Source organism: Synechococcus sp. W60.3, from assembly GCF_047502615.1.
Lineage (GTDB): Bacteria > Cyanobacteriota > Cyanobacteriia > Thermostichales > Thermostichaceae > Thermostichus.
In genome coordinates this window covers 35,429-47,293 of sequence record NZ_JANSHJ010000003.1, presented here as the reverse complement: position 1 = coordinate 47,293, position 11,865 = coordinate 35,429, and the positions used below count along the sequence as shown (strand labels likewise).

12 protein-coding genes, 1 tRNA gene and 1 pseudogene are annotated in these 11,865 nt (G+C 61.5%); 2 read left to right on the top strand and 12 right to left on the bottom strand.

Annotation, left to right across the window (positions count from 1 at the left end):
* Positions 1 to 298: 298 nt before the first annotated feature.
* Both gmk and remA read right to left on the bottom strand, forming a co-directional pair.
* Complete coding sequence (gene gmk, locus NW846_RS01800) at positions 299 to 952, bottom strand: guanylate kinase (protein ID WP_414347002.1); 654 nt, start codon at positions 950 to 952, stop codon at positions 299 to 301.
* Positions 953 to 1,046: 94 nt separating this feature from the next.
* Complete coding sequence (gene remA / locus NW846_RS01795; RefSeq protein ID WP_011431477.1) at positions 1,047 to 1,316, bottom strand: extracellular matrix/biofilm regulator RemA; 270 nt, start codon at positions 1,314 to 1,316, stop codon at positions 1,047 to 1,049.
* A gap of 107 nt (positions 1,317 to 1,423) precedes the next feature.
* On the opposite strand from remA, the pseudogene NW846_RS01790 reads away from it, so the two are divergent.
* A pseudogene (locus NW846_RS01790) lies at positions 1,424 to 1,640 on the top strand (RNA-guided endonuclease TnpB family protein); the annotation flags it as partial.
* Between the two features lie 227 nt (positions 1,641 to 1,867).
* Here NW846_RS01790 and NW846_RS01785 read toward each other — a convergent pair.
* The 4 genes from NW846_RS01785 to NW846_RS01770 form a co-directional block, all read right to left on the bottom strand.
* Positions 1,868 to 2,338: a hypothetical protein gene (locus NW846_RS01785; protein WP_099812725.1), complete on the bottom strand. Its 471-nt coding sequence runs from the start codon at positions 2,336 to 2,338 to the stop codon at positions 1,868 to 1,870.
* 174 nt (positions 2,339 to 2,512) lie between these two features.
* A complete protein-coding gene (locus NW846_RS01780) occupies positions 2,513 to 3,724 on the bottom strand; it encodes an acetate kinase (RefSeq protein WP_099812726.1) in 1,212 nt (403 codons plus the stop codon).
* Positions 3,725 to 3,781: 57 nt separating this feature from the next.
* A complete protein-coding gene (gene trmFO, locus NW846_RS01775; RefSeq protein ID WP_414347011.1) occupies positions 3,782 to 5,137 on the bottom strand; it encodes an FADH(2)-oxidizing methylenetetrahydrofolate--tRNA-(uracil(54)-C(5))-methyltransferase TrmFO in 1,356 nt (451 codons plus the stop codon).
* 342 nt (positions 5,138 to 5,479) lie between these two features.
* Entirely contained in the window at positions 5,480 to 6,658 is a 1,179-nt protein-coding gene (locus tag NW846_RS01770) for a TRC40/GET3/ArsA family transport-energizing ATPase (protein WP_414347003.1), read from the bottom strand.
* Positions 6,659 to 6,821: 163 nt separating this feature from the next.
* Here NW846_RS01770 and psbQ point away from each other — a divergent pair, with 163 nt between their 5' ends.
* Complete coding sequence (gene psbQ / locus NW846_RS01765) at positions 6,822 to 7,244, top strand: photosystem II protein PsbQ (RefSeq protein WP_414347004.1); 423 nt, start codon at positions 6,822 to 6,824, stop codon at positions 7,242 to 7,244.
* Here psbQ and coaD read toward each other — a convergent pair.
* The 6 genes from coaD to NW846_RS01735 form a co-directional block, all read right to left on the bottom strand.
* On the bottom strand, positions 7,233 to 7,715 hold the full coding sequence (gene coaD / locus NW846_RS01760) for a pantetheine-phosphate adenylyltransferase (protein WP_414347005.1): 483 nt from the start codon (positions 7,713 to 7,715) through the stop codon (positions 7,233 to 7,235). The two genes, psbQ and coaD, sit on opposite strands and share 12 nt — an antisense overlap.
* A gap of 22 nt (positions 7,716 to 7,737) precedes the next feature.
* Positions 7,738 to 8,073, bottom strand: a complete 336-nt coding sequence (cutA, locus tag NW846_RS01755) for a divalent-cation tolerance protein CutA (protein ID WP_414347006.1) — start codon at positions 8,071 to 8,073, stop codon at positions 7,738 to 7,740.
* A 71-nt stretch (positions 8,074 to 8,144) separates the two neighbouring features.
* Positions 8,145 to 9,155, bottom strand: coding sequence for a UDP-glucose 4-epimerase GalE (gene galE, locus NW846_RS01750; RefSeq protein WP_011431461.1), 1,011 nt, complete (start codon positions 9,153 to 9,155; stop codon positions 8,145 to 8,147).
* 68 nt (positions 9,156 to 9,223) lie between these two features.
* Entirely contained in the window at positions 9,224 to 10,711 is a 1,488-nt protein-coding gene (locus tag NW846_RS01745) for a cobyric acid synthase (RefSeq protein WP_414347007.1), read from the bottom strand.
* Between the two features lie 211 nt (positions 10,712 to 10,922).
* Positions 10,923 to 10,994 (bottom strand) — tRNA-Gln (locus NW846_RS01740).
* A gap of 20 nt (positions 10,995 to 11,014) precedes the next feature.
* Positions 11,015 to 11,617, bottom strand: a complete 603-nt coding sequence (locus NW846_RS01735) for an FHA domain-containing protein (protein ID WP_414347008.1) — start codon at positions 11,615 to 11,617, stop codon at positions 11,015 to 11,017.
* Positions 11,618 to 11,865 lie beyond the last annotated feature (248 nt).

Genomic DNA, 11,865 nt, shown 5'->3' with positions numbered 1-11,865 from the left:
AGGTTGTTTGAGCTATGAAACTATATCAACGACCCCCATCATGGGTAAGCGACTAAAGTGGCTAGCGGGCTTTTCCGCCCCGCACTCAAGTGCGGGGCTACCAAGCTATCCCTTTGTGTGTAGGGGCGTCTTGACAGCGCCTTCGCGATTCCGGTTGTGGACTGCGTGAGAATTCCCCGACTTGAGTCGGGGGAGTGTCAAAAAGCACTTGGCGTGGATGCCGAGGCTTGTGTCGCCGTTTTTTAGTTAAGAAAAAGACGCGAGCTCTCGGAAAAAAGCGCGTAGAGTCGCAGAGCTCCTAGGATTGCCCCTTCCCTGGAGAGGGAGGATAAAGCAAGGCTTCCAGCTCCTGTAGAGCCTGCTCTAGATTGTCGTTGACGATCACGTAGTCGAATTCGTCTTTGGCATCCAATTCTTTGCGAGCCTGTTGCAGACGGCGTTGGATGCTGGCTTCAGAGTCTTGTCCGCGTTCGCGAATGCGGCGTTCGAGCTCTTCTAGCGAGGGAGGAGACAGGAAGATGCGAATGGCATCGGGACACTGTTGTCTCACCTGGCGGGCCCCGGCCAGTTCAATTTCCAGAAGCACATCCTGACCCTGGCTGAGTTTTTGGAACACGATCTCGCGGGGAGTGCCGTAAAAGTTACCTGCATACTGGGCCCATTCCAACAACTCATCGGCTTCAATCAGGTTGAGGAACTCCTCGCGAGTGCGGAAGTAGTAGTTGACGCCTTCCTGTTCCCCAGGGCGGGGGGGGCGGGTGGTTACCGAGACAGAAAAGTACAGCTCAGGGTGGCGCTGGCGCAATTGGCTGACCAGAGTGCCTTTGCCCACCCCACTGGGCCCTGTCAAAACCACCAGGCGACCGCGAGTGGCAGGAGGCCGAGGGGTTTCCTGTTGCTGCAGGCACTCAGGGGGAGTTGGCGAGGAGAGCGTAGTGGAAGAAACTGCCATAGGCGGAGAGCGACAAAGGACGGCTGGACAGTTGGCTGGTTTGGTTTGTTTTAGGATATCTCACTCTCGGCCTCGCAGGCTGCTTGTGAGGCCCTTACTCAGGTTCCTCCGGCGCACCGACTTTGGCAGTAAGGAAGCGGTTGGCAACGGTTTCCGGCTGAATGGCCGAGAGGATGACGTGCCCGGAATCGGTGATGATTACGGCGCGGGTGCGGCGACCGTAGGTCGCGTCCACCAACTGGCCTCTTTCGCGGGCGTCGCTAATGATGCGTTTGATGGGAGCTGACTCAGGACTGACAATGGCGATAACGCGCCCGGCGGCGACGATATTGCCAAAGCCGATGTTGATTAGGCGAGTATCCATGGTTAATCAGCCAATCTAGCGCCTGTCCGGCCAGCAGCCTTCATCTGAATGCGCGGGACACCCCACCGTCTATACGGTGGGGAGCGATAGCGCCTAATATAACCAGCATGACCCAAGTCCTGACTATCTTCTGCAAGCTCAAGGTATCTGCCTCGCAAGCCACAAAGCTGGATGCAACTTTGGATGCCTTTGCCCAGGCCTGTCAACCAAAACACGCCAGAGAAGATAACCAACGCTCTTCAGCTTCAGTCTCTGAGTGACCGCGAAATCCATGCACGGTTTGGGCTGTCCAGCAACTTGGCTGTGCAGGTATGTAGGTCCATCCCCCCGTATACGGGGGGTGTGAAGGGCGGTTGGAGCCGGGTAGTTTACCCTTTTTCCCAAGAAAGTGCAGGTATTAGGCAGCAAGCCGTTCTATGGCTACTGGAAATGGCTTTCTCCTCAGAGAAGCAAAGCCTTGTCAACGTCTGCGCTGGCGACGAGGAGGCCCCTTGCGTTTGCAAATTCTCGGTGGCGTTTTGCTTAGCAAGGCTGGATTCCGCTTTTGAGCTCTAGAGCACGCCGTTGAAGGTAAAGCTGCCGCTGCCCAGCCGCTCCTGGCGATCGAAAACGCTGATGGTGAGTTGATGGGATCCCGTCTGGGTGACGGTAAAGCGGCTCTGGGGCAGGGTAAGCCCTGTTACGGTACAGGCGGTGGCTCCAACGAAGCAGCCGGGCAATTGGGAAGCGTCGAAAGCCCCTAGGGTTACAAAGTTGCCCAGGGGAGTGGTGACGGCAGCCAAGAAAGCGTTGGATCCGCGGATCCCGGCAGGAGCCTCGACGCGGAAGGAGACGACAAAGGTGGGGGTTTGCCCTACGGGGACGGTGCGGGGCGAGAGATCGGTGATGGTGAGAGAAGGAGGAGGGAGGGGCGTCGGCAGGGGCAGGGGGCTGCTGCTGGTCGTCTCCCCGCATCCCGCCAAAACGACGCCCAGGAGCCACAGCAGGGGGATCCGTCTGTTCAGGAGTTGGGCAGGCTGCATAGGTTTCCGTTACCTTCAAATGAGCTGGGTTGCAAGTCTTCTCTTGGCAGAAAGGGAGGGTTCCTCCTATCCTCCCCTGCCCAGGGCTTTGGCTCCATTGTGGCGGGAGGGTCTCGACGGAGCCAGTCCTTGGAAAGGAGAAAACCTGGCTAGAAGCAGCCTGAGCTCCTTCGCCTATTCCTCTTGCAGGAGCTTTTGGCAGGCATTGGCAATGGCCCAGTCTTCCTGGGCTGAGATGACCAACACCCGCACCGGAGCATCAGAGGTGCTGATGTCGCAGTTGCGCGGGGATCCGGCGTTGAGAACTGGGTCGATCTGGATCCCCAAAAAGCCTAGGTTGGCACAGGCTGCGGCCCGTACCGGCGCCGCGTTTTCCCCGATGCCGCCGGAGAAGACCAAAGCATCCAGCCGATCCAGGCTCATGAGCATGGCCCCAATCTGGCTGCGCAGGCGGTGGATGAAGAGGTTAAAGGCCAGCTCGGCGCGGGCATGGCCTGCCTGCATGGCTTCCAGGATCACTCGCATGTCGCTGCTGAGGCCGGACACGCCCTGCAAGCCCGATTCCCGGTTCAAGATCCGATCCAGCTCCTCCACGTCCATGCCCCGGCGCAACTGGTGGATGAGGATCCCCGGATCCACCGAGCCGGAGCGGGATCCCATCATCAGGCCCTCCAGGGGGGTGTAGCCCATGGTGGTGTCGACGCTGTGGCCCCCGCGAATGGCCGCCAGAGAACAGCCATTGCCCAGGTGGCAGGTGATGAGCTGCAGCTCTTCCAGGGGCCGGCCCAGGATCTCAGCGGCGCGGCGGGCGCAGTGCTCGTGGTTGATGCCGTGGAAGCCGTAGCGGCGGATCCCTTGCTCGGCCCAGGCGTAGGGAAGAGGATAGAGGGCGGCTGCCGCAGGCATCTGCTGGTGAAAAGCGGTGTCGAAGACAGCCACCTGCGGGATCCCAGGCAACAGTTGGCGCAGGAGGCGAATGCCCTCAAGAGCAGGGGGATTGTGAGCCGGTGCCAGGGGGCTTAGTTGCTCGATGGCCTGTTCCACCTCGGGCGTAATCAAGGTGGGCTGGCGATAGAGGGATCCCCCATGCACCACCCGGTGGCCAATGGCCTTGATCTCAGCCGCTGTGGCCAACGGGGATCCCTCCCCCTGCCAGAGGCTTTGAAAGAGGGGAGCCAAACCGCTAATGCCAGCTTCTGGGGCAAGGGGGGGAAAAGATTCCCAGGGGCCGCCCCGCCGCCGAGTTTGAATCAAGACTTGGCCGGACTGGTAGGCAAAGTCCACCTGCGCCTGCCAGAGGGGGGTGGCCTCCACCTTGCCCTCAACGGTTGCAAAGAGAGAGGACTTGAGGCTGCTGGAGCCGGCGTTGACGACCAGGATGGGCACGGGATCCCTCCTTTTATTCCAGGCTAGCTGGCCGTTTGCGCCTGCAGGGTTGGGAACTCAGGCAGTTTGCGCCTGGCGCACCAGGCCTGTGGCCGCCAGAGCAGCCAAGGCGCGATCCCGGTAGCGGGCGTAGCGCTCTTGTTTGCTGCGAACTTTTTGCCCCTCCAGCTCCGGCAGGAGGCCAAAATTGGCCGGCATGGGCTGGAAGTGCTTGGGATCGGCGCTGCTGATGAACTGGAATAGGGATCCCATCATCGTCTCCGGCGGCAGCGTGATCAAAGGCAGCCCCAGGGCCAGGCGGGCGGCGTTCTGTCCGGCCAGCCACCCTCCTGCCACGGCACAGGCGTAGCCTTCGGTGCCCACCAACTGGCCGGCAGCCAACAGCGTTGGCCGGCGGCGAAATTGCAACGTAGGCAACAGAAGCTGCGGCGAATTCAAAAAGGTGTTGCGGTGCATCACGCCAAAGCGGACAAACTCCGCCGCCTCCAGGCCAGGGATGAGGCGAAAGACCCGCTGCTGTTCTCCCCACTTCAAATTGGTTTGAAAGCCCACCAGGTTCCACAGCTTGCCCGCTTTGTCCTCCTGGCGCAACTGCACCACCGCATAGGGCCGCGATCCCGTGCGCGGATCCACCAGCCCCACCGGCTTCAGGGGCCCAAAGCGGAGAGTATCTTTGCCGCGCCGGGCCATTTCTTCAATGGGCAGGCAGCCCTCGAAAAACTTGCGCTCCTCCTTTTCAAAGTCTTTGAGGGGCACCTGCTCGGCCTCCACCAGCGCCTGCCAGAAGCGCTCGTACTCCGCCTCGGTCATAGGGCAGTTGAGGTAGGCCGCTTCCCCCTTGTCGTAGCGGGAAGCCTGAAACACCACCGCCCGGTTGAGGGAATCCCCGGTAACAATGGGGCTGGAAGCGTCAAAAAAGCTCAGGTATTCCAGGCCCGTAAAAGCTTGCAGCGCCTTAGCTAAGGGCTCGCTGGTCAGCGGGCCCGTGCAGAGGACGGCTATCCCTTCCGGGATCCCGGTCACCTCCTCCCGGCGCAGGGTGATGAGGGGATGGTTGGCGATGGCTTCCGTTAGGGCCTGGCTAAAGCGGGCCCGATCCACGGCCAGGGCTCCCCCTGCCGGCACGGCGTGGCGATCGGCGGTGGCGATGACCAGGGATCCCAGTTGGCGCAGCTCTTCCTTGAGCAGGCCTGCCGCCCGGTCGCTGGCTAGGGCCCCGAAGGAATTGCTGCACACCAGCTCTCCCAGTTGATCCGTGTGGTGGGCCGGGCTCTGCCGCACAGGGCGCATCTCCGACAGGATGACGGGCACCCCCAACTGGGCAATCTGCCAGGCGGCTTCTGTCCCCGCCAGCCCCCCACCCACCACATGGATGGGAGCTAGGGTCTCTGCTCGGCTCATGGAATGGGGCATCATGACCTCCCGCAACAGTCCTCAGGAAGCGAAAAAGGGGCCCTCGCTGGGCCAGAAGAGCAACCTCCCAAGGAGGTGACCTTGATGATCAGCATGGCTCAAGCTGGACGGTGTAGGGCAAGCGGTTGGAGAATAGGCCCCACCGATGGAGGCCAACCAGGCTGCTGCCCAACTCCTTGCCCGAAGAGGGCTACAGCTAGATGAAGGCGCTTCCCCACCCCTCCGTGGGCTCTCTTCCAGCCAGAGTTCCTCCCGTCCTGCAAATATGCCCACTCTCGACCAGGAACAACTCCAACAAGCCTACTTTTTGGCAAACGGCAAGCAGGACACTGCCCTGCGGCTTCAGGCGGCAAAATGGATGCGCAGGTAATCTTCCTCCATCTTGGCACGGGCCGGCTTCATGGCGGCCAGGGTCTGGGGCAACACCAGGTTGCGGCGGTGGTTGCCAATGCGGATGTTGAGCTCGTCGCCAGTTTTGCTCAGCTCCACCTGCTCTTTTGGGATCCCGGGCAAGTACAGATCCAGGCGGTACTGGCCGTTGTCGCTAGCCACGTTCATCGTCTGCTCGGCGTAGAACACCTCCGCCGGGTTGCGCTCCCCCCAGAGATCCTTTTTCAGGCGGGCCAGGGCGTCCCACCCCACCAGCTCCTCTGGGTAAAGCGGGATCTCCACCACCGGCAGGGGGGCAAAGTTCTCGTGGATCTCCTGGCGATATTTCTGCTGGGCGGCCTTCCAGGCGGCAAAGTAGGGATCCACCACCCCTTCCGGCAAAATGCGGTTGGCAATCACCAAATCGGTGGCGACGCCGTAGAGGCTGAGGTAGGCATGGGCCCGCAGCGACTCCTTGATCACCATCTTTTCGGGGTTGGTGACTAGGCGCACCGAGGTGATGCGGTTGTCGGTGAGGATGCGCTCCAGCCGCTCGATCTTCTGGTAGAACTCGTAGGGGGCATCCAGCACCTGGTCATCCGGCAGGGGGATCCCGGTTAGCCCTTTTACAATCGGCTCGGCAATGGGGCGCAGCACCCGCGCCAACCCCTGCAAAGGTTTGTAGAACTTGCGCATGTACCAGCCGGAAACATCGGGCAGGCTCAAAAGGCGCAAGGCCGTACCGGTGGGAGCCGAGTCGATAATCAGCACATCAAACTTGCCCTCGTCGTAGTGGCGGTTGACCCGCACCAGGGCGAAGATCTCGTCCATCCCCGGCAGCACCGCCAGCTCCTGGGCCTGCACGCCATCCAGCCCGCGGGCCTGCAACACCTGCGTGATGTAGGTCTTGACGGATCCCCAGTTCAGCTCCAGCTCCTGCAGGGCGTCTAGCTCTGCTCCCCAGAGGTTGGGCTTGACCTCCACCGGCTCGTGGCCCAGGGGCTGGTCGAAACTGTCGGCCAAGGAGTGGGCCGGATCCGTGCTCAACACCAGGGTCTTCAGGCCGAGCTCGGCACAACGCCAGCCGGTTGCTGCCGCCATCGAGGTCTTGCCGACCCCACCTTTGCCGGTCATGAGGATGATGCGTTGCATGGGAGCGCTCTTTACGTTCTTTTACAGCTCTAGGCTAACCGATTTGCCCCTCTGCCCACAGCGGCCTGGAGGGCAGTTACCAGGTACACTATTGATTGCCTATGGCTGGCCAAGGAAGTAACGGCCAGAAAGCAAGCCTGTGAAGGCGGATGGGAGGTGTAAGATGATGCGTCGTTGGCCCAATCTGCTGCTGATTGCCATCCTCACATTGGGTCTGTGGCTGGGATCCCTTCCCGTCCAGGCGGCTGCCGCCTTGCCCCGAGAGCTGCAGCAGCTGGAGCAACAGGTGGAGCAGCTGCAGAGCCTGGTGGATGCCGAGGACTGGCTCGAGATCCGCTCCTACATCCATGGGCCGATGGGCATGACCCGCAAGACCTTGAACGGCCTGGCGGCCACCCTGCCGGACAAGCACAAGCGGGAGATGCGGCGCCTGGCCAAGGAGATGGGCCGCGGCTTGGAGCAACTGGACTTTGCCGCCAAAGCCTACGACCAGCCGGAGGTGGAGGTGGCCCAGGCCAAGGTGAGAAAGACGTTGCAAGAGCTGAAGGCCCTGTTTTCCCAGGCAGGGATCCCTTCATCCAGCTAAGGGAAAACGCTCCCGCAGATCTTGAACTACCGGCGGTGGCACCAGGTGATCGATGGGGCCGCCCAGCTTGGCCACCTCCTTGACCAGGCTGCTGCTGACGAAGCTGTGTTCGCTGGCGGTGGCAAGGAAAAGGGTTTCCAGCTCGGGGGCCAGCAGCTTGTTGGTGTGGGCCATCTGCAGCTCCACGTCAAAGTCGGACAAGACGCGCAAGCCGCGCACGATAACTTTTGCCCCCCGTTGGCGGGCATAAGCCACTGTCAAGCCGGAAAAAGTATCGACCTCAACGTTTTTTAGGTGGGCAACAGAAAGGCTAATCTGAGCCTGCCGCTGCTCCGGGCTGAACAGAGGGGTCTTGTTGGGGTTTTTCAAGACGGCGACGATCACCTTGGAAAACAGGCGGCTGGCCCGCTCGATGATATCGAGGTGCCCAAAGGTGATGGGGTCGAAGCTGCCGGGGTAGAGGGCAATCATGCTAGAGAGGGTACCGCTCTTCTTAGCCTACCTGCTCTCGGGCCCACGCCAGATAGGTAGCGCTTACCTGAGCAGCCGGCAGAGCCAGGATCTCCGGCTCCTGGTAGGGGTGGAGCTGCCGCAGCCGCTGTTCCAGGCGGGGATAAGCAGTGGAGGGCAATTTGAGCAACAGCAGGAACTCGCTCTCCGTCTGCAGGGATCCCTGCCAGCGGTAGTAGGAGGTGATCGGCGGCAGCACCTGGGCACAGGCCACATAGCGCTCGGCCACCAGAGTGTGTGCCAAACGATGGGCGTCGGCTTCGGATCCCACGGTGGTCATGACAACCGCCAGGGTATCGGGGGCGGTCTTTTCCTCCATCGGAAGCAAGCTCTAGGCGTCGACCTCCCCTGATCGTACCGCTGGATCCTCGGATCGCCATCCCAGTTGGGTCAAGCCCCCCGGAGCGGCGGTGTGGCCTTGGCAAAATAGGGCCGCCTTTGGTGCCAGCGCCAAGCTGTCTGCAGGATCTCGGCCAAGTCGGCATAGCGGGGCTGCCAGTTGAGATCCCGCTGGATGGCCGTGGCATCGCCCACCAAGCAGGGGGGATCCCCCGGTCGACGGGCTCCAACTTGCACCGGGATCTGTCTTCCAGTTACCGCTGCTGCCGTGGCGATCACCTCCTGAACAGAGAAGCCCTGGCCATTGCCCAGGTTGTAGGCTGCCTGCACAGGCTGGCCAGACGCCAGCGCTTCTAAGGCCAACACATGGGCCTGCGCCAGGTCGGCGACATGGATGTAGTCGCGGATACAGGTGCCATCGAGGGTGTCGTAGTCGTCGCCAAAAACAGTGATGTGGGGGCGTTGGCCGGCGGCGACTTCCAGCACCAGGGGGATGAGGTGGGTTTCGGGGTCGTGGGCTTCGCCGATTTCTCCGTCGGGATCGGCGCCGGCGGCGTTGAAGTAGCGCAGGCTGATAAACCGGATCCCGTGGGCGGTCTGGAAGTCCCGCAGCATCTGCTCCACCACCAGCTTGCTCTGGCCGTAGGGGTTGATGGGGCGCTGGGGGTGGGTTTCCGGGATCGGGATCTGCTCCGGCACGCCGTAGGTGGCACAGGTGCTGGAGAAGACAAGGTAGGGGATCCCGTGATCCCGCATGGCCTCCAGCAAGGTCAGGGATCCGGCCACGTTGTTGCGGTAGTATTTGCCCGGATCCTTGACCGACTCGCCCACGTAGGCATAGGCGGCAAAGTGAATCACCCCTTCGGGCCGATACTGCCGAATGACCTGATCCAGCCGCTGGCGGTCGGCAATGTCGCCGATTTCCAAAGGCCCCCAGCGAACGGCCCAAGGGTGGCCGTAAACCAGGTTGTCGTAGGCAATTGGCAGGTGGCCGTGGGCTGCCAGGGCCTTACAGGTGTGGCTGCCGATATAGCCCGCGCCGCCGGTAACCAGAAGCCGCATAGGTCAGGGGGAAGGAAATTCCTGTCTAGAATACAGCTACTCTTGCAGACCTTGGCAATGGCCCCGGCCTATTCCAGGAGCTGATGCCAATCCAGATGAGGCCGCCAGGCCTCTGCCAGACGATCCAGCAGTTCTTCGCGTTGCTGGGCATAGTGGCCGTCCAACTCCGGCAAGGGATCCCAGCCTTTTTGGCGGCGCAGCTCGTTTAGCCAGTGGCGCCGCCAGCGGTGGTTGTCGAAGAGGCCGTGCAGATAGCTGCCCCAGACCCGGCCTGTGGGATCCCGCCAGCCCAGGCCTTCTTGCTCGAAGATCGGCAGGCAGCCAGCGGGATCGGCCTGGGTGGATCCCTGATGGATTTCGTACCCCTGGACGGGAGCGGGGGCGGGCCAGCGGCTTTGCGTCTGCACCTGCTGGGTAACCTTGGTGGGTTGCAAGACAGTAGTCAGCGGCAGGAAGCCCAGCCCGGGGTAGGTGCCAGCAACTCCCTCTAGGCCGGCGGGATCGGCGATGGTTTGCCCCAACATCTGCAGCCCGCCGCAGATGCCGACGATGTGGCCGGAATAGAGACGCAGTTGGTCGGCCAGGCCGGTCTTTTGCAATGCCAACAGATCCTTGAGGGTGGTTTTGCTGCCGGGCAGGATGACCACATCGGGGGATCCCAGGCTCTGGCCGGGGTGAACCCAGCGCAGATGGACGCTGGGCTCGGCCAGCAAGGGGTCGAAATCGGAAAAATTGGCCACCTGGGGCAGGCGGATCACGGCAATCTCCAGGCAGCTCCCCCGCCCGGCACGTTCGCGGCGATTTTCCCAGAGTTGAGGGCCCGCCTCAAGGCCCATCGAATCCTCTTGCGGCAGCACCCAATCCAGCCAGGGCAGAACTCCGACCACTGGGATCCCGGTGTAGTTCTCCAGCCAATCAAGGCCAGGCTGCAGCAGCTCCCGCGCGCCGCGAAACTTGTTGATGACAATGCCGCGGATCAGGGCCCGCTCGGCCGGCTCCAGCAACTGCAGGGTGCCCACCACATGGGCTAGCGCCCCCCCTCGGTCAATATCTGCCACCAGCCAGGTGGGGGATCCCAAGTGCAAAGCCACCCGCATGTTGGCCAGATCCCGCTGCTTGAGGTTGACCTCTGCCGGACTGCCCGCCCCCTCGCAGACAATCCACTCGTACTGCTGTTGCAAGCGGGCCAGGGCCGTTTTCACCGCCTCCCAGGCCGGCGCAAACCAGCGCTCGTAGTACTCGCCGGCGCGACAGGTATCTACTGCCACGCCGTTGAGGACGACCTGGGAAGTCAGGTTGCCCTGCGGCTTGAGCAAAATCGGGTTCATCTCCACCGCGGGCGGGATCCCGGCGGCCCAAGCCTGCAGAGCCTGCGCATAGGCAATCTCATGGCCCTCCGGGGTGACGTAGGCATTCAGCGACATGTTCTGGGCCTTGAAAGGGGCAACCTTCTTCCCCGCCTTTTTGAGAAGGCGACAGAGGGCAGCTACCAAAAGGGTTTTGCCCACGTGGGAAGAAGTCCCCACGACCATCAAGGATCGGCAAGCACTGCTCATTCGGCTCCCTTTCCCTCCCAGGCCGATTGTCCACCCTCTCCCCTAAGCCGACTGCGCTAGGTTGACGGATTGGCCCTCTGCTGGCCAAAGTCTTCGCGCCAGCAATGCAAAAAGCGTACCCTTGCGCCTAGCGGGAAGTTCCCGAATCAGCGAAGGGGAACTGCCCAAAAAAGCCTTCTGCTGTCTCAAGCAGACCTAGCCCAGCTTAAGACTGGGGCAGATGGATTCGAACCACCGAATGGCGGGACCAAAACCCGCTGCCTTACCGCTTGGCGATGCCCCAATTTACACTGCTTGACTACTTTAGCGATGCAACCTTGGATCTGTCAACGGGCTGCGGCCACCTCTCATCTCCTCAGGAACCAAGTTGGATCCTTTGCCGAGGTCAGGGTTGACCTCAAAAGGGTTGGGCAGAGGGGGAATGCGGGCCACCTCGAAGAAGTAGGCGCGGATCTCCGGCCCAAAGTAGATAACATCGCCACTCCTCAAGTAGTGGGTAGCTACCCGCGTGCCGTTGACGAACACCCCATTGGTGCTGGACTGCCCCTTGCGGTTGCCGTCGACTAGACAATACGTAAATCCTGTGCGATTGGACTTGGTGGGCACTCGCACCAAATAGGCGTGGCGGCGGGAGACGAAGCGGTTGACAATCTGGATGGCATTGGAGGGATCCCGTCCAACCGTGTAGATACTCTCCCGCAGGATGTAGCTGCAGGGCCGGACAGGATGGCAGATGGACAGGGTGAACTCCGGGTGAGACACCGGCTGCTGCGGGACTTGGTCGAACAGATCCAACGGCAGATCGAAGTCCTGACTGCCGGACAGATGGCCTCTGCCCACTGCCGTAGTAGAGGTAAAAAAATCGTCGTAGCTCTGGGGCAACAGCGTTTCCTCCTCGACGCTCAACTACCTGCCCGGCAGCCTGGCTCTTCCAGTCCAACTCCCTGAACCCTAGAGTTCCCAGAAACTAGGAGACACCCAACATCCCCCCGGCGTTGGCGGGCTGGTGGAAAACTCATAGGCCTTAATGTACACTACTATACACCACAGGCAGCCTTGGAGATACTCCCTTTTCCTAAAAAAAATTGGAAAAATTGGGTTTGGGTTCAGGTCGGAGCTATTCCCGTTTTAAGGGATCCCTTGGGAGCCACAGC